General features: G+C 56.4%; 17 protein-coding genes. All 17 read left to right on the top strand.

Annotated elements, in window-relative coordinates; all coding sequences use genetic code 11:
• The first annotated feature begins 96 nt into the window (after positions 1–96).
• The 17 genes from rpmF (at position 97) to msub_RS05050 (ending at position 16,839) form a co-directional block, all read left to right on the top strand.
• A complete protein-coding gene (rpmF, locus tag msub_RS05130) occupies positions 97–276 on the top strand; it encodes a 50S ribosomal protein L32 (RefSeq protein WP_048495018.1) in 180 nt (59 codons plus the stop codon).
• A 43-nt stretch (positions 277–319) separates the two neighbouring features.
• Entirely contained in the window at positions 320–1,321 is a 1,002-nt protein-coding gene (plsX, locus tag msub_RS05125; RefSeq protein ID WP_227506772.1) for a phosphate acyltransferase PlsX, read from the top strand.
• A gap of 112 nt (positions 1,322–1,433) precedes the next feature.
• On the top strand, positions 1,434–2,372 hold the full coding sequence (gene fabD, locus msub_RS05120) for an ACP S-malonyltransferase (RefSeq protein ID WP_048495016.1): 939 nt from the start codon (positions 1,434–1,436) through the stop codon (positions 2,370–2,372).
• A gap of 18 nt (positions 2,373–2,390) precedes the next feature.
• Positions 2,391–3,134, top strand: a complete 744-nt coding sequence (gene fabG, locus msub_RS05115; RefSeq protein ID WP_048495015.1) for a 3-oxoacyl-ACP reductase FabG — start codon at positions 2,391–2,393, stop codon at positions 3,132–3,134.
• A 136-nt stretch (positions 3,135–3,270) separates the two neighbouring features.
• Positions 3,271–3,504, top strand: coding sequence for an acyl carrier protein (acpP, locus tag msub_RS05110; RefSeq protein WP_012136033.1), 234 nt, complete (start codon positions 3,271–3,273; stop codon positions 3,502–3,504).
• 130 nt (positions 3,505–3,634) lie between these two features.
• The gene (gene fabF / locus msub_RS05105) at positions 3,635–4,882 is read left to right on the top strand and encodes a beta-ketoacyl-ACP synthase II (RefSeq protein WP_048495014.1); all 1,248 of its coding nucleotides are present in this window, start codon (positions 3,635–3,637) and stop codon (positions 4,880–4,882) included.
• A 2-nt stretch (positions 4,883–4,884) separates the two neighbouring features.
• On the top strand, positions 4,885–5,709 hold the full coding sequence (gene pabC / locus msub_RS05100; protein ID WP_048495013.1) for an aminodeoxychorismate lyase: 825 nt from the start codon (positions 4,885–4,887) through the stop codon (positions 5,707–5,709).
• 5 nt (positions 5,710–5,714) lie between these two features.
• Complete coding sequence (gene mltG / locus msub_RS05095) at positions 5,715–6,785, top strand: endolytic transglycosylase MltG (RefSeq protein ID WP_048495012.1); 1,071 nt, start codon at positions 5,715–5,717, stop codon at positions 6,783–6,785.
• On the top strand, positions 6,782–7,423 hold the full coding sequence (tmk, locus tag msub_RS05090; RefSeq protein WP_048495011.1) for a dTMP kinase: 642 nt from the start codon (positions 6,782–6,784) through the stop codon (positions 7,421–7,423). Before mltG ends, tmk begins: the two co-directional genes overlap by 4 nt.
• A gap of 100 nt (positions 7,424–7,523) precedes the next feature.
• The gene (locus msub_RS05085) at positions 7,524–8,303 is read left to right on the top strand and encodes an AraC family transcriptional regulator (protein ID WP_048495010.1); all 780 of its coding nucleotides are present in this window, start codon (positions 7,524–7,526) and stop codon (positions 8,301–8,303) included.
• A 294-nt stretch (positions 8,304–8,597) separates the two neighbouring features.
• Entirely contained in the window at positions 8,598–10,088 is a 1,491-nt protein-coding gene (gene putP / locus msub_RS05080) for a sodium/proline symporter PutP (protein WP_048495009.1), read from the top strand.
• 411 nt (positions 10,089–10,499) lie between these two features.
• Entirely contained in the window at positions 10,500–11,318 is an 819-nt protein-coding gene (locus msub_RS05075) for a transporter substrate-binding domain-containing protein (RefSeq protein ID WP_048495008.1), read from the top strand.
• A gap of 150 nt (positions 11,319–11,468) precedes the next feature.
• Entirely contained in the window at positions 11,469–12,134 is a 666-nt protein-coding gene (locus msub_RS05070; protein WP_048495007.1) for an amino acid ABC transporter permease, read from the top strand.
• Positions 12,134–12,787, top strand: a complete 654-nt coding sequence (locus msub_RS05065; protein ID WP_048495006.1) for an amino acid ABC transporter permease — start codon at positions 12,134–12,136, stop codon at positions 12,785–12,787. The genes msub_RS05070 and msub_RS05065 overlap by 1 nt, the downstream gene beginning before the upstream one ends.
• On the top strand, positions 12,784–13,506 hold the full coding sequence (locus tag msub_RS05060) for an amino acid ABC transporter ATP-binding protein (protein ID WP_048495005.1): 723 nt from the start codon (positions 12,784–12,786) through the stop codon (positions 13,504–13,506). The genes msub_RS05065 and msub_RS05060 overlap by 4 nt, the downstream gene beginning before the upstream one ends.
• 175 nt (positions 13,507–13,681) lie before the next feature.
• Positions 13,682–14,689, top strand: coding sequence for a TAXI family TRAP transporter solute-binding subunit (locus msub_RS05055; protein ID WP_048495004.1), 1,008 nt, complete (start codon positions 13,682–13,684; stop codon positions 14,687–14,689).
• Positions 14,690–14,691: 2 nt separating this feature from the next.
• The gene (locus msub_RS05050) at positions 14,692–16,839 is read left to right on the top strand and encodes a TRAP transporter permease (protein WP_048495003.1); all 2,148 of its coding nucleotides are present in this window, start codon (positions 14,692–14,694) and stop codon (positions 16,837–16,839) included.
• Positions 16,840–16,843 lie beyond the last annotated feature (4 nt).

Below are 16,843 nucleotides of genomic sequence, written 5' to 3'. Positions count from 1 at the left end.
TGCTGAGTGTCCCCTGGACAGTCAGCGCACATTAAACGAACACACGTTACTTTTCAGGTAATTCAAAGTTTACGTTCTCAGGTCAGGAGCATAATCATGGCTGTACAGCAAAACCGAAAGACCCGTTCCAAGCGTGGCATGCGCCGCTCACACGATGCTCTGAGCACTGCCGCTCTGAGCACCGACGCGACGACTGGTGAAGTTCATCGCCGTCACCATGTATCTCCGGACGGTTTCTACCGTGGCAAGCAGGTAATCGAAGCGCGCGACGAGTAAGTTTGTCGCCTGTATGCAGCGCCCCGAATCGGATGGCCGAACGGTGAACCCGGTCACCATCGCGATTGATGCCATGAGTGGCGATCGCGGAGCCGCTGTTGTGGTTGCCGCATCGTTACAGGCGGTGCGAGAAAATGAAGCCTTGAGTATCGTTCTGGTGGGAATCCGGAGCGAGCTTGAGGCTTTGTTGCATGAGGGGCACGCCAGAATTCACGTAGTTGAGGCGGCTGATGTGGTGCGCATGAACGAGCGCCCGTCCCATGCTCTTCGGCACAAGAAAAACTCCTCCATGGCCATTGCCCTCAGTCTGGTTCGTGACGGCGAGGCCCAGGGCTGTGTCAGTGCCGGGAATACCGGTGCCCTGATGGCGTTTGGCCGTAGCATTATCCGCATGTATCCGGGTATTGAGCGACCGGCGATTGCCAAGCTGATTCCTTCACTGCGTGGGCGTTGTCATGTCCTGGATCTTGGTGCCAATGTCGATTCAACCGCGGAAAACCTCTACCAGTATGCCCTGATGGGTTCGCTGATGGCGTCGGCAATCTGTCAGCAGGCAGAGCCCCGGGTTGCGCTGCTCAATGTCGGCGAGGAAGAGATCAAGGGGAATGAGCAGGTCCGCCTGGCCTCTCACATGCTGGCCCAGTGTGACAGCATCAATTACATCGGTTATGTGGAGGGCAGCGACCTGTTCCGCGATGTGGCCGATGTGGTTGTGTGTGATGGCTTTGTCGGGAACATTGCCCTGAAAACCGGCGAAGGTGTTGCCGGGTTACTGATTGAATTGATGGAGCAGGCGTTCACCCGGAATCTGTATGGCCGGCTGGTAGGGCTGCTGGCCCGACCGATTATCGGTCGCCTGCTTCAGTTAATGGACCCTTCCCGCCACAACGGCGCCAGCCTGCTCGGCTTGCAGGGTGTGGTTATCAAAAGCCACGGCAACGCCAATGAGCGAGCCATGCTTTCAGCCATTCGCCAGGCCGTCAGGGAAGTCGATCTGGAAGTGCCCCGCCGGATCAATGAGCGCCTCGACGACCTTATGCTTTAGGCGTTTGAGACTAAAGTCTGCCCTGGCCTGATCGCGCATTCGCGGATAATTGGCCTAACTTGTACTATTGGCTAATCTCACGTAACCCCTCAATGACGATAAGATCGCGCTTATGAAATCAGCCTTTATTTTCCCCGGACAGGGGGCACAATCCGTTGGCATGCTTTCGGCAGCCGCTGAAGCGTGGCCCATTATCTCCAGAACCTTTGATGAAGCCTCCAATGTGTTGGGCTACGATCTCTGGCAGTTGTGTCAGAAGGGCCCGGCCGAAGAGCTTAACAAAACCATGATCACCCAGCCCGCACTGCTTACGGCCAGCGTCGCCCTGTGGCGCCAGTGGTTCGTGGCTGGCGGGAACAAGCCGGATTTCCTGGCCGGTCACAGCCTGGGAGAGTACAGCGCCCTGGTCGCCGCAGAGAGCCTTGATTTCGTTGAGGCGGTGAAACTGGTCCGCCTGCGTGGTGAGCTCATGCAGGATGCGGTGCCAGCCGGTGAAGGCAAGATGGCGGCGATTCTCGGTCTCGAGGATGATGTGGTTGTTGCGGCCTGTGAAAGCGCGGCCCAAGGTGAGGTTGTGTCCGCCGTAAACTTCAACGCACCCGGGCAGGTGGTCATCGCCGGTTCCGCTGCTGCCGTGGAGCGGGCCATTGACGCATGCAAGGAAAAAGGCGCGCGCAAGGCCATGCCGCTGCCGGTCAGCGTTCCCTCGCATTGTGCCTTGATGAAAGGGGCATCGGAGGAGTTGGCCAAGGCGCTGGAGGATGTGCGGTTTAATGATGCTGTCATCCCGGTTATACAGAATGTTAACGCCGCCGCCGAGAAAGAATCCGTTACACTGAAGGCCAATCTTCTCAAGCAGCTTTATTCACCGGTTCTCTGGACAGATTCGATCCGGGTGCTCGTCGGCAGCAGTGTGGGAGTGGTGGTAGAGTGTGGTACCGGCAAGGTTCTGGCCGGGCTCGCAAAGCGCATTGACCGGGATCTGACAGTTCACAGTATTGAAGACCCGGACTCACTGGCGAAGGCGCTTGACGCGTTCGGCCAGTCTTGAAACGAAAGGGAGTGATTCATGTCTCTGGAAGGTAAGATTGCATTGGTAACCGGTGCCACCCGTGGTATCGGCCAGGCGATTGCTCGTGCACTGGCAGAGCAGGGCGCCGAAGTAATCGGCACTGCCACCAGCGCCGGCGGTGCCGAGTCTATCACCAATGATCTGCAGTCAGCCGGGCTCAAGGGCTACGGCATGGTTATGAATGTGGCGGATCCCGCCAGCATCGAGGCAGGCCTGAAGGCGCTGACGGAGAAATCCGGAGCGCCACTGATTCTCGTCAACAACGCTGGCATTACCCGTGATAACCTGCTGATGCGCCTGAAGGATGAGGATTGGACGTCGGTTCTGGAAACCAACCTGTCGAGCGTCTATCGCACCAGTAAGGCAGTGCTTCGTGGCATGGCGAAGGCGAAGTGGGGTCGCATCATCAATATCAGTTCTGTGGTTGCAGGTATGGGCAATCCCGGGCAAGGTAACTATTGCGCCGCCAAAGCCGGGGTGGAAGGTTTCACCCGTAGCCTGGCCAAGGAAATGTCGAACCGGGGTATTACCGCAAATTGCGTGGCGCCGGGGTTTATTGACACGGATATGACAAAAAAACTGGACGACAAGCAGCGCGAGGCTATGCTGGAAATCATACCCGCGGGTCGTCTGGGTGAGCCGGAAGAAGTGGCAGCGGTGGTTGCCTTCCTGGCATCTGATGCCGCCGGATATGTGACGGGTGAAACCATCAACGTAAACGGTGGAATGTACATGGGATAAGCTCCGTTCCGGAGCTTGTGCGCAACTCCTTGTCGCACAACATGTTTGACAGAATCCCTGCTTGTTTGCAGGTAGGGTTTAAACTAAACTGGCAGCATCTGAGTTGCTTGGTTGACACACAAATAGTGAGGACATTATGAGTACAGTTGAAGAGCGCGTGAAGAAGATCGTTTGTGAACAGTTGGGCGTTAAAGAGTCCGAAGTTCAGAACTCATCTTCTTTTGTAGAGGATCTTGGCGCTGACTCACTGGACACCGTTGAGCTGGTTATGGCACTTGAAGAGGAATTCGAAACCGAGATTCCTGACGAGGAAGCCGAGAAGCTGGCAAGTGTTCAGGACGCGATCGACTACATCGTCGCGCACACCTGATACTCTGCATTTAAGTAAGCCAGGCAAAAAGCCGTCCTTCTGAAATACTGGGGGGCGGCTTTTTTATTGGTTGCAAATAAGGTTAAATCGGCCTTCGGATTTACACGCATAAGATCAGGTGCAAGGGCTTATGGCTAAACGGCGAGTTGTCATCACAGGTATGGGCATGCTGTCTCCATTGGGTAATGACGTGGCGTCATCCTGGGAAGGGGTTCAGGCAGGGCGCAGCGGGATTGGAATGATCGACCGTTTTGACGCGTCCGGCTACAACACCCGGATCGGCGGCGCAATTCGGGATCTGGATATGGAGCCATACCTCTCCGCCAAGGATGCGCGAAAGCTTGATGCCTTCATTCACTACGGCCTGATTGCTGCACAGCAGGCGGTGGATGACAGCGGTATTGAGGCTTTTGATGCGCTGGACCGTGAGCGGGTCGGTATCGCAATCGGCTCCGGGATCGGGGGGCTCGAGTACATCGAGAAAAGCGTCCTTACGATGGACAAGTCGGGGCCCCGTAAAGTCTCACCGTTTTTTGTTCCGGCTTCCGTGATCAACATGATTTCCGGTAATGCGGCTATCCGCTTTGGCTATCGTGGCCCCAATATTGCGATTGTGACGGCCTGCACCACTGGTACTCACAACATTGGTTATGCGGCCCGTACCATCGCCTACGGTGATGCCGATGTGATGCTGGCGGGTGGTTCGGAAATGGCAACAACCCGTACCGGAATGGCGGCATTTTCTGCCGCCAGGGCACTGTCGACCCGCAACGACGAGCCGACCAAAGCAAGTCGACCGTGGGACAGGGACCGGGACGGCTTTGTGCTGAGTGATGGCGCGGGTGTGGTAGTGCTTGAAGAACTGGACCATGCGAAGCGCCGAGGTGCCACGATTTACGGTGAGGTTGTTGGCTTTGGCATGAGCGATGACGCCCACCACATCACCGCGCCGCCGGAGACCGGCGAAGGCGCCGCCCGTTCCATGGTGAATGCGATCCGGGATGCCGGCCTGAAGCCTGATGAAGTTGACTATATCAACGCCCACGGCACGTCCACCCAGGTAGGAGATGTGGCCGAAGTGGCGGCGGTCCGGCGGGTATTTGAAGGTCATGCCGAAAAGCTCGCCATGAGCAGTACAAAGTCCATGACAGGGCACCTGCTTGGGGCGGCCGGCGCTGTCGAAGCGATATTTTCGGTGTTGGCGATCCGCGATGGCTTGTTGCCTCCGACCATCAATCTGGACAACCCCGACGACGGGTGCGACCTTGATTTCGTGGCCCATAATAGTCGGAAGGCGGATGTGCGGGTGGCCTTGTCCAACTCGTTCGGGTTCGGCGGTACTAATGGCACCCTGATTTTCCGTCGTTACGAAGGCTGATTATGGTGGCTCTTCGCCTGTTCTGGGCAGAGGCGGGCGGCCTGCCGGCGGATGACCGTGGGCTGGCTTATGGGGATGGCCTGTTCGAAACCATCCGTATGGCCGGGCAAAAAGGTGTGCTGCTTTCCCGGCACCTGGAGCGTATGGTTCGGGATGCCAGGCGACTGGGTATCAAGGTCTCGCGCCAGGAACTCGCCACCGTCTGTACCCAGGCCGGGCAGCGGTTTGCCGAAAGGTTCAACGATCAGGACTGGGTTCTGAAGCTTACCCTGACCCGTGGTGCGGGGGGGCGTGGTTACCGACCGGACCCAGGCATGGCCCCGAACCTGCTTGTGTCTGCCTCGCCAATGCCCCCCGCGGCCGATGCCTCTGGCGTCATGGTCGACTTCTCCCGAGTGCCGCTGACCGTCAATCCGCTGCTCGCCGGCATCAAGTCCCTGAGCCGGCTTGAGCAGGTAATGGCAGCGGCTGAGCTCGGCAGCGCTCTGTTTGAGGTCATCATGTCGGACAGCGACGGTAACCTGGTGGAGGGCACCCGAACCAATCTTCTGCTTCGGAAAAATGATACCTGGATTACGCCGCCGTCGGCCTGTCTGGCGGTTGCTGGAGTACTCCGGCAATGGCTGCTGGAGCGTTTGCGGCAAAGCGGCCAGGCGGTGTTTGAGCGGCCACTGACGGTCCCGGATGTACTGGGTTCGGAATGCCAGGGTTTGTTCCTTCTCAACAGTGTGCTCGGTATTGTCCCGGTTCGCACTATCGCTGGCCATGATTTGCCTGTCGATGGCGTACTTGCGACAATCTTCAATCCTCTCGAACTACTGGAATAAATCGTTTGCTCAAGAAGTTATTGCTTGCGGGTTTTTGTGTCGCTGTGCTGGCATCGGCCGGCACCGGGCTGTGGGTCTGGCAAGGGCTGCAGAGCCTGGAAAGACCAGTGGTTCTCGAAGAACCGATGCTTTTCAACGTTCCCCAGGGGGCGACCTATACAGCGGTGGCTGAAAAAATGGAAGCACGGGGGCTGGTCGGGCAGAGCCTGTGGCTCCAGTTATACGGCCGCCTCTTCCCGGCGCAGGCTCGAATCAAGGCGGGTGACTATGAGTTTCTCGACGGCATGAGCCCGAAAACCATGGTTGACCTGATGGTGTCCGGTGAAATCAAGCATTGGTACGTGCAGTTTATTGAAGGCTGGACCTTTCGTGACATGCGAGCAGCGCTGGCCCGGGCTGAGCGGTTAGGGCAAGTTACCGGGAAGTGGTCTGGTGAGCAGATCATGGCCGCCGTCGGCGCGGAAGGACAACATCCCGAGGGACGATTCTTTCCCGACACCTATGCCTTTACCAGCAATGACACTGACCTGGACGTTCTGAAGCGTGCCTTCGGCAAGATGGAGGCTGTTTTGGCGGAGGAGTGGCAAGAGCGGGAAGAGGGGTTGCCATACGATACCCCCTACGAAGCTCTGATCATGGCGTCTATCGTGGAACGGGAAACCGGGGCGCCGGGTGAACGGGACCAGGTGGCGGGTGTGTTTGTTCGCCGTTTGGAGAAGGGTATGCGGCTACAGACCGACCCTACCGTTATTTACGGAATGGGGGAGAGTTACGACGGCGGCATCAGCCGGAAAGATCTTCTTACCCACACGCCCTATAACACCTACCGGATTGATGGCCTGCCACCCACGCCGATTGCTTTGCCGGGCCGAGATTCGATACATGCAGCGCTGCACCCGGATAATGGCAATGCGCTCTATTTCGTGGCCCGGGGGGATGGTTCGCACAAGTTTTCCAGCACGCTCGACGAACACCAGAAGGCGGTGCGGGAGTTTCAGCTGAACCGTCGCAACGATTACCGGTCGTCTCCGGCTCCGGAAGAGGCCTCACCGAGCAATGGCGAGGGCGCAGAATGAGCCGCCAGGGGCAATTCATTACCTTTGAGGGCACCGAGGGGGTTGGTAAGTCGACGCAACTCGCCAATGCGGCGAGAACCCTCGAGGGTTTGGGTGTCGATTTCATTGTCACAAGGGAACCCGGCGGGACGCCCATGGCAGAGGCCATTCGCGAGCTGTTGCTGTCGCCCAGGGAGGAGCCGGTACACGAAACCACAGAGCTTCTCCTGATGTTTGCAGCGCGGGCGCAGCACCTGTACAACCGCATTCTGCCGGCTCTGAATGCAGGCAAATGGGTGTTGTGTGACCGCTTTACCGACGCGACCTTTGCTTATCAGGGCGGGGGCCGGGGCGTCTCGGCTCAACGGATTGCCCTTCTGGAAACCCTGGTTCAGGGTGAGGTACGGCCAGACCACGTTATTCTTCTCGATGCGCCGGTTGCAACGGGAATGGCCAGAGCGCAAAAGCGGGGTGAGCTGGACCGTTTCGAGCAGGAAGATCTCGAATTTTTCCAACGAATCCGGGACGTCTATCTGGCAAGGGCGGCGGCGCTGCCTTCCCGGTATCATGTGATTGATGCGGCGCGCTCGCTGGAAGAGGTATCCGATGGTGTCAGTCGAGTGCTGGCACGCCTGTTCAAGATGTCAGCATCGCTCTGAATTTCGCCGTGATTCGCCACGATTCCTCCCGCATTCGTGCAGTTTTTGTAATGATCTGCTTTACTTGATGTACATTCTCAATTAAAAGTCGGCAGTATTAATGCTCCAATCGAAACTTCTGAAGCTTCCAACGGCGGCTCATCAGCACAAGCATGAACACCATCAGATTGTTGTTGGAGTGCGTGGAGAAGCTGAACTGAGCGTCGACGGGACCGGGTCCTGGCTCGACACCTGGAAGGCCTGTTTCGTTCCAACGGAAGCCAGCCATGATTATTGTGGCGATGATAAAAATCATGTTCTGGTCATTAATCTCGACCCTTTGACGCCCGCATTCAATACCCCCGCGCACGCCGACTACGAGCGCATGATGCGAATTTTCGAGAGGCCCCGGACCCTGCAGATGGACAATCGCTTGCAGGGGCTTGTCCAGTTTGCTGCGGGCGAGTTTGATCGCGCACCCGATAATCACACGCTTCAGCAGCATCTGGCTGCAAGCATCCTGTACTGCATGGCGGACCGGATGACGGACCGCAAAGCAGAAACTTCAAATCGTTACAGCGTCAGTCCTGAAGCGATCAGACGCTATATCTTCAGCAATCTGCACCGAAAAATTACCGTTGAGGATATGGCCGGTGAAGCATGCCTGAGCGTCAGCCGGTTCCACGAGGTCTTCAGGGAAGCCGCTGGTATAACGCCTCATCAGTTTCTGCTGAGGACCCGCCTGGATCGGGCCGCCGAATTGCTTGCCTCGACCAGCCTCTCAGTCTCTGAAATCAGCTATCGCACCGGCTTTTCTTCCCAGAGTGCATTGACCAACGCGTTGCGGAAGTACAAGGGCACGACACCCTCCAGGCTTCAAGTCCGGGCGGCTGTGGCCTGAATTGATCGGGGTTTGCGGCAGTACCGTAGGATTCTGTAAAAGAATCGTAGGATTTCGTAAGCCTGAGGTCCGTAGTAATACTAACGTATGGCGTCTCGGGCCCGCCTGGCACGGGCGCTGTCGAAATCGTTGAGTGGTCAACTATAGTCAGGGAGTGGCTGCACAGCGGGTTGGCTTGCTTCAGTCAGGCCGGATTTCGGGGGAGACAAGAAGAACGGCACAACGAGCTGGCGAAAGACCGGCTTTGTGCATCGCGAGCGGATCTAATCCGACTCATTAAACCGGAGGAGCCTTATGGCTATTGGTGTTTGGATCAGTCTGTTTCTATATTTTGCGCTCATGATTGCCATCGGCATCTTTGCAATGCGCAGATCTACCTCGTCGTCTGAAGACTATATGCTGGGCGGGCGAGCTCTCAGTCCAAAAGTGGCAGCCCTCTCTGCGGGCGCTTCGGACATGAGTGGATGGTTGCTTCTGGGCCTCCCGGGGGCGCTGTACGTTTCCGGTCTGGCTTCCGCCTGGATTGGTATCGGCCTGTTCGTGGGTGCCTTTTTCAACTGGGTGCTCGTTGCTCCCAGGCTCCGGGAACAAACGGTGCATTACGGCAACGCCATTACCATCCCTTCTTTCCTGGCAAATCGCTTCCCGACCCAGGCATTGTCTCTGAGGACCGTATCCGCGATCGTCATCGTTATCTTTTTCGCCGTCTATACCGCGTCCGGTCTGGTTGCCGGCGGCAAGCTGTTTGAGAGTGCATTTGCCGGCCTTTTCAATTTCGGCGGCCTTAGTGACTACGGGGCGGGTGTGGTGATCACACTGGGCGTGGTTCTGGCGTACACCGTTGTCGGTGGGTTTCTGGCCGTGAGCATGACCGATTTTGTTCAGGGCTGCATCATGATGATTGCGTTGGTGATCATGCCTCTTGTAGTGCTGTTTGGCGAGGGTGGCGGTGGCTATGCCCAGGCCACTCAGACACTCAATGAAGTGGATCCCACGTTGTTGTCCTGGACCGAGGGACTCACCTTTATCGGTTGGTTGTCCGCGGTTACCTGGGGCCTTGGCTACTTTGGCCAACCACATATTATCGTTCGGTTCATGGCTATCCGAACCCTGAAAGACGTTCCTGTTGCCCGGAATATCGGTATGGGCTGGATGGGTATTTCCCTGATTGGCGCTATCGCCCTGGGCATTTTCGGCCGCGCTTACGCGGTGCGTAACGGCCTGAACGTTGAGGATCCGGAAACCATCTTCATCATTCTCTCCGAGTTGCTGTTCCATCCGCTGATCACCGGCTTCCTCTATGCGGCCTTGCTGGCAGCGGTCATGAGCACTATCTCCAGTCAGTTGCTGGTGTCCTCGTCGTCACTCACCGAAGATTTCTATCGTCTCTTCCTTCGCAAGGAAGCCTCAGATCGTGAATGTGTCAATATCGGTCGGGTGTGTGTGGTACTGGTAGGTCTGGTTGCCGCCGTGATTGCTTCCGATCCGACCTCCAAGGTTCTGGGTCTGGTCAGTAACGCCTGGGCGGGCTTTGGTGCGGCATTCGGCCCGCTGATCATTCTTTCGCTGATGTGGCCGCGTGCCAATGGTGCCGGCGCCATCGCGGGCATGGTTGTGGGTGCTCTCACCGTCATCGTCTGGATTTCAATGGGCTGGAGTTCCGAGTTCATGGGTGGCCCGGGCGTGTATGAAATCATTCCAGGCTTCATTGCTTCCTGGATTGCCATCATGGTAGTGAGCCTGGCGACGTCTGATGCCGGCGAGTACCAGCACATCACCCGCTAGGGTAATGGCTTCATAAGGCCTGAAAAGTCCCAGGGCTCCAGTAGGAGCCCTGGTTGATAGCTGACAAACCCTCGCTCACCGGCGGGGGTTTGTTGCGTCTGAAGCCCGGGAACCGTAATGAATTAGCCTTTTACGAGGTGGAGGTAAAAAAGACTATTAAATTAGCTGGTTATCCCAGCAATGAGAGGTCTTTTCTTGAACATCTGACCGGCATCTGGAGTTTTCAACTTATAAAGCCCGGTTAAATTTCGATAATTTAGGAAATTTACCTACTGAAAGGCAAACTTCAAGAATTTTCACTAAAAAATCTACGGTAGTATTTTATACGTATGCTTTTTGCACATACTGCGTGGTGTGTAAGCATATTGATAACTCAAATAAAGGCCCACGAAAGAACAAGTGAGAATAACTATGATTCGTAAACTTGCAACGCTGGTACTTGCCTGTGCGACGCTCACGTCCGTGAACGCAAACGCCGATCAACTTGATACCGTCATCCAACGAGGCACGCTGAACTGCGGTGTCGTTCTGGACTTCCCCCCCATGGGGTACTTTGATGAAAATAACGAACCGGCCGGTTTCGATGTTGACTACTGCAAAGACCTTGCCGAGGTTCTCGGCGTAGACGTCAATGTTGTCAACCTCACCTGGGGTGATCGCATTCCGTCCCTGATCTCCGGCAAGACCGATGTGGTTATCGGTTCTACTTCCGACACCCTGGAACGTGCCAAGACAGTTGGTTTCACTTATCCGTACTTTGTGTTCAAGTTCCAGGTCATTGCCCGCGAAGACAAGAATATCGACTCCTTCGATGACCTGAAAAACCTGAAGGTCGGCGCCGCTCTCGGTACCACCTACGAAACCGAATATCTGGCCTACGCCGATAAAATGGGCTGGGGTCGGGACAACTACACCTCTTTTGCCTCTGAGAACGATGGCTTCCTGGGACTTTATCAGGGCAAGGTCGATGCCATCATTTCAACCAACGCGAATATTGCGACAAAGCTCCGAAGCAAGGAATTCAAGGATTTCGAGGCAGGCCCCTTTGTGCCCAACTATGATGACGTTGTGGGAATCATTGCCAAGAGAGATGAACTCGCCTGGATCAACTACCTGAACCTGTTCCTGGTGCACCAGATTCGCGATGGCAACATGAACGAAGCCTATAACAAACACTTTGGTGGCGATGTGCCGGCCGAGCTCATCGAGACACTGAGAGCCAACAAGTAAACGGTGGACGGGCGGCTGTCGGAACGGTGGTCGCCCTGGCCCGATTTCCAGGCGTGGGGCAATCCCGCATGTGTCCTGGCTGTAAATTCTGATCACTGCGCCCGCCGATGGAGTAGTGGAGTTTCCTTCCATTCATAAAATGGTCAAGGTATGGATTACGAATTTCACTGGAACGTTGTGTTCCAGAAGCTACCCCAGTTGCTGAATGGTGCCTTTGTTACCCTGCACGTCTCGGTGCTTGCCATGCTGCTGGGTATTGTTATCGCCATACTGTTGGCGATCGCCAAAATGAACAACAGCAAGCCTTTCTGTTATGTCGCAACGGTGTGGGTCGAGATTGCCAGGAACACCCCGGCACTGTTTCAGATTTACATGGCCTATTTTGGCCTCGGGGCGCTGGGCATTCACCTCAGTCCCTATGTTGCGGTATTGAGCGCACTGGTCTTCATCAACGCGGGATACCTCACCGAGACCTTCCGCGGAGGATTCCAGTCTATTCCCGTTACCCAGTACAGCGCTTCCAAATCCCTTGGAATGACCAGCCTCCAGACCTACCGGTATATCATCCTCCCGCAGATGCTCCGACGCATTTATCACCCGATGACCAACCAGTTCGTCTGGTCCATCCTGATGAGTTCGCTGGGCATTCTTGTGGGCATGAGTGAGTTGTCCGGTACAACCCAGAGGTTGCAGTCGCTGTCGTTCCGAACACTTGAGTTCTTTATCGTGGCGGCCGTTATGTACTTCGTGATCACCAAGCTGGTGTTGTTCTCCGCATCGCTCCTCTCCCGCAGACTGTTCAAGGGGGAAATCTGATGAACTCACTGTTTACGCCCCTGTCCTGGAGCGACACCGGTTTTATCCTGACGGGTGTCTGGAACACCATCACCATATCCGTTGTCGCTATCGTGGTAGGTACACTCCTGGGTTTGGTCGTCGGCTTTGCCCGGGCGGAGAGTAAAAAGGTGGCTAACGTATTGTTCGGCAGCGTGCTGGACATCCTCCGAAGTGTCCCCCTGATTATTCAACTGATACTGTTTTCCACCTTTGTGGGCGCAATGGGGAATCCGATGGACCCGTTTGTCGCTGGCGCTATCGTGCTTTCGCTGTACACCATGGCCTTCATGAGCGAGGTGTTCCGGGGTGGGTTTGAGAGCGTCAGCCCATCGATGCAGGTTGCCGCGCGTTCGCTGGGAATGACGCACTGGCAAACCATCTATCACATTCGGTTCCCGATCGGTCTGCGTGCCGTGTTCCCCTCCTGGCTTGGCGTTTCCCTCAGCGTTATCAAGGATTCGGCGCTGGTATCCGTTATTGGTTACATGGAATTGCTGCGCACGTCAGAGCAACTTATCTCACGAACCCAGCAACCGCTCGAGATCCTGATAGGTGTCGGTATCTTTTACTTCATTATTTCGTACCCGCTGTCCTACTACGGCCGGTATGTTGAGAGGAAAATGGCAATATGATCAGTGTCCAGAATGTCCATAAATCCTTCGGAGATCTTGAAGTGCTGAAAGGCGTCAGCCTGGATGTAAAGAAAGGCGAAGTGGTAAGCGTCATCGGCGGTTCCGGCAGCGGCAAGTCGACCCTGCTGTACTGCATCAACGCCATCGAGACGATCAACAAGGGCAAGATTCTTGTCGATGATGTGGATGTCCACGCCAAAGCGACCAACAAGGACAAGCTGCGCCAGAAACTTGGCATGGTGTTCCAGCAATGGAACTCCTTCCCTCACATGACTGTGCTGGAGAACGCGGCGCTTGCTCCCAGAATCGTCAAGAAAATGAGCAAGGAAGAGGCGATTGAAATCGCCAAAAAGGAACTGGAGCATGTTGGCCTGGGTGACAAGCTGGACGTCTACCCCACCAAAATGTCCGGCGGCCAACAGCAGCGCCTGGCGATTGCCCGTGCCCTGGCCATGAAACCGGACTACATGCTGCTTGATGAGGTGACCTCCGCGCTTGACCCCGAACTGGTCGGCGAGGTTCTGGACACCCTGCGCTTATTGGCGGAAGAGGGCATGACCATGATCTGCGTTACGCATGAAATGGGGTTCGCGCGGGATGTCTCGGATCGCGTGGCGTATTTCCATGAAGGCGTGATTGCAGAGATCGGTGAAGCCAGGCAGGTGATTACCGATCCGCAAAACCCGCTCACCCAGAAGTTCCTCTCTAAAGTGCGCTGAACCGTCGCCACAGGGGTGGTGTTTGTTGGGGAAGTGCCTGGTCGGGGCTTCCCCAACGTGCAGACTCCTTCCTTGAGTCGCTCATATTGACTTGTGGATCACCCCTGAAACCGCTACTTTATTTACGTTATGTCTCAGTGAAATAAGCAAAATAACGACGAGAGGACAACGCTTTATGAACCGCAAACAATTCCTGAAATCCACCGTGGGTGTATTGGCCGCGACCATCTTTTCCTTTTCCTCGGGAGTGCAGGCCGAAGGAAACTATGTGATGGGTACCGCCACCACTGGCGGCACCTATTACCCGGTGGGCGTTGCAATTTCCACGCTTATCAAGGTCAAGCTTGAACCGAAGACCAATATCTCGGTGTCGGCCATCAGTTCCGCCGGTTCCGGTGAGAATCTCAAGCTGATGGATGAAGACCAGATTCAGTTCGGTATTCTCCAGGGGTTGTACGGTGCCTATGCATGGAACGGGACCGGCCCGGTGCCCAAGCCATACAAGAACCTTCGTTCGGTTTCCATGCTCTGGCAGAACGTTGAGCACTTCGTGGTGTCCAAGGAACTTGCGAAAACAGGCACCATCGCCGACATGACCAACCTCTATGGCGAGAGCTTCTCTATCGGGAGGCGCAATTCCGGCACCGAGGGCTCCGGCCGTTTTATTCTGGGCAAGCTTGGGGTCGATCTGGACAAGATTGATCTGGCCTACCTCGGCTACGGTCCCAGTGCAGACGCCCTGCAGAATGGCAACATCGAAGGCATGAACATTCCGGCGGGCGTGCCAGCTTCTGCGGTTACCCGGGCCTATGCCAACGTGGGCGACGAGATCACTACTCTGAACTTCACCGCTGACCAGTTGGCTCAGGTGAACAGTGATTTTGAACTTTGGACGCCCTATACGATTCCGGCGGGTACCTATCCCAGCCAGGAGGAGCCCATTGAAACGATTGCCCAGCCCAACATCCTGGCTGTGCGTGCGGATGTTCCCGAGGAAGACGTTTACCAGATTACCAAAACCATCTACGAGAACCTGCCGTTCCTGAACAATATCCATCCGGCTACCAAGGCGATGGCACTGGAAAAGGCTATCGCCGGTCTGCCGATGCCGCTGCATCCGGGCGCCGTAAGGTTTTACCGGGAACAGGGGCTGACCATTCCTGATCGCCTGATTGCGAAGTAATCATGGCCCAGGGAGCAACCAGCGAACCTCCGGTAGAGGTTCGCGACGAAAGTGCCAGCGAGGCGGCTGAGCGACTGGATCACCGGCTGATCGGGCCGGTGATTTTCTGGCTCGCGGTTGGCGCTGCGTTGATACATCTGTACTTCAACACCCTGTCCACGCTCTCTGAGCTGTGGACTTCGGCGTTACATTTTGGCCTTTTTGGCCTGATCTGTACGCTCACCACGCCAATGCGAAAGGCCAGAACTGCCTCTGGCCAGCGTGTGGTCCTGGGCGTGGATATTATTCTCGGGCTGATGGCACTGGCCTGCGCCTTCTATCTGATTCTCTTCGAGGACGATTTGTACCAGCGTGGCGTCAATTTCAGCACGGCAGACTGGGTTGTCTCCATTGCCGCAGTGGTGCTCGTACTGGAATTCGCCCGGCGCACGGTGGGCTGGTTCATTCCGGTGTTGTGTGTGATCGCCCTGACCTATGTGGCCTGGTGGGGGCAGTATATTGATGGCATCTTCAACTTTCCCGGCCTGAGCTGGGAAACCGTGCTGTTCCGCTCCTATATTGGCGGCCAGGGCATGCTCGGTTCGATTGCCCGGATTTCGTGGACCTATGTGTTCATGTTCATTCTGTTTGGCGCCTTTCTGGTGAAGTCCGGAGCGGGCGATTTTATTATCGAACTGGCGCGCTGTGCTGCCGGCCGGTTTGTCGGCGGCCCCGGCTTCGTCGCTGTGTTCGCATCGGGTCTCATGGGCTCGGTCTCCGGCTCCAGTGTGGCTAATACCGTGTCCACCGGTGTTATTACCATTCCCCTGATGCGCAAGGCTGGTTTCCCGGCACGTTTTGCCGCCGGCGTTGAGGCTGCTGCCTCTACCGGCGGCCAGCTGATGCCACCGGTGATGGGGGCAGGGGCGTTTATCATGGCGTCCTACACCCAGGTGTCTTACCTGACCATCATCGGCGTGGCGGCATTACCTGCCTTGCTGTATTTCATCTCGGTGGCCATGTTTGTCCGGATTGAAGCCAAACGCAGCCATGCGGTCCAGCTTGATGACGAAGAGGCGCCCTCCCTGAAGGAGGTCATGAAAGGCGGCTGGCATTTTCTGCTGCCTCTGGCCGTTCTGGTTGCGGCACTCATCTATGGCTATACGCCCACCTACGCGGCCGGCATCGCCATTCTTTCGGTTATTGTCGCGTCCTGGCTGTCGAGGCATCCCATGAGCTTCCGGGACATACTGGATGCCCTGGCGATGGGCGCGAGAAATATAACCACCACGGCAATTCTTCTGATCACCGTGGGCCTGATTGTTATGGTGGTTTCAACCACTGGTATCGGAAATACCTTCTCGCTGATGATTACCAGCTGGGCCGGTGGCAGCCTCATCATTACCATCGTGCTGGTGGCGCTGGCGTCGCTGATTCTTGGCATGGGCCTGCCGGTGACAGCGGCGTATATCGTTCTGGCGACCCTGTCGGCACCGGCAATCTACACCCTGATTGCGCAGGAGCAGTTACTGGACCTCCTGGTGAGCGGCAACCTGCCGGATCAGGCCAAAGCCATATTCATGCTTGCTGCCCCGGACAGGATGGCCTTGCTCAACGCGCCGATGGATCTGGCCACGGCCCAGCAGCTGCTGGCGGTTGTGCCGGATACCTTCAATACCCAGCTGCTTGAGCAGGCGCTCTCTCCGGCCGCGTTGTCGATGATTCTGGTAGCGGCACACATGATCATTTTCTGGCTGTCGCAGGATTCCAACGTCACACCGCCAGTGTGCCTGACGGCCTTCGCCGCCGCAGCGATTGCCGGGACTCCGCAGATGCGTACCGGGTTTACCGCCTGGAAGCTGGCCAAGGGCCTCTACATCATTCCATTGCTTTTTGCCTATTCGCCCCTGATTACCGGAGACTTCACCGAAATGCTGCGGGTGTCCTTTTTCGCGCTGTTTGGCATCTATGCCATCATCGCCGGAATGGAAGGCTTCCTCGAGCACAAGCTGCCTCTGTTGGTCCGTATCCTGATCTTCCCGGTTGGCGCCTTGATGCTCTGGCCCCATGGCCAGCTTTTGCTGGACACTGCAGGCCTGGTGATTTTCCTGGCGGTACTGGTCTGGAGCAGCCGCAGGGGCAGGGCGTCCAGGACGGCCGCGCCGGCTTAAAGGA

It is taken from the genome of Marinobacter subterrani (assembly GCF_001045555.1).
GTDB lineage: Bacteria > Pseudomonadota > Gammaproteobacteria > Pseudomonadales > Oleiphilaceae > Marinobacter > Marinobacter subterrani.
Note: the sequence above shows the minus strand (reverse complement) of the source record. Positions and strands in the feature narration are given on the sequence as shown.

What these genes read in the sequence shown, in the direction of transcription:
- msub_RS05065 (WP_048495006.1), top strand. Translation starts at nt 12,134, where the DNA reads ATGAACTCACTGTTTACGCCCCTGTCCTGGAGCGACACCGGTTTTATC.
- tmk (WP_048495011.1), top strand. Translation starts at nt 6,782, where the DNA reads ATGAGCCGCCAGGGGCAATTCATTACCTTTGAGGGCACCGAGGGGGTT.
- msub_RS05085 (WP_048495010.1), top strand. Translation starts at nt 7,524, where the DNA reads ATGCTCCAATCGAAACTTCTGAAGCTTCCAACGGCGGCTCATCAGCAC.
- msub_RS05055 (WP_048495004.1), top strand. Translation starts at nt 13,682, where the DNA reads ATGAACCGCAAACAATTCCTGAAATCCACCGTGGGTGTATTGGCCGCG.
- msub_RS05070 (WP_048495007.1), top strand. Translation starts at nt 11,469, where the DNA reads ATGGATTACGAATTTCACTGGAACGTTGTGTTCCAGAAGCTACCCCAG.
- fabG (WP_048495015.1), top strand. Translation starts at nt 2,391, where the DNA reads ATGTCTCTGGAAGGTAAGATTGCATTGGTAACCGGTGCCACCCGTGGT.
- msub_RS05060 (WP_048495005.1), top strand. Translation starts at nt 12,784, where the DNA reads ATGATCAGTGTCCAGAATGTCCATAAATCCTTCGGAGATCTTGAAGTG.
- msub_RS05050 (WP_048495003.1), top strand. Translation starts at nt 14,692, where the DNA reads ATGGCCCAGGGAGCAACCAGCGAACCTCCGGTAGAGGTTCGCGACGAA.
- pabC (WP_048495013.1), top strand. Translation starts at nt 4,885, where the DNA reads ATGGTGGCTCTTCGCCTGTTCTGGGCAGAGGCGGGCGGCCTGCCGGCG.
- msub_RS05075 (WP_048495008.1), top strand. Translation starts at nt 10,500, where the DNA reads ATGATTCGTAAACTTGCAACGCTGGTACTTGCCTGTGCGACGCTCACG.
- fabD (WP_048495016.1), top strand. Translation starts at nt 1,434, where the DNA reads ATGAAATCAGCCTTTATTTTCCCCGGACAGGGGGCACAATCCGTTGGC.
- putP (WP_048495009.1), top strand. Translation starts at nt 8,598, where the DNA reads ATGGCTATTGGTGTTTGGATCAGTCTGTTTCTATATTTTGCGCTCATG.
- rpmF (WP_048495018.1), top strand. Translation starts at nt 97, where the DNA reads ATGGCTGTACAGCAAAACCGAAAGACCCGTTCCAAGCGTGGCATGCGC.
- acpP (WP_012136033.1), top strand. Translation starts at nt 3,271, where the DNA reads ATGAGTACAGTTGAAGAGCGCGTGAAGAAGATCGTTTGTGAACAGTTG.
- fabF (WP_048495014.1), top strand. Translation starts at nt 3,635, where the DNA reads ATGGCTAAACGGCGAGTTGTCATCACAGGTATGGGCATGCTGTCTCCA.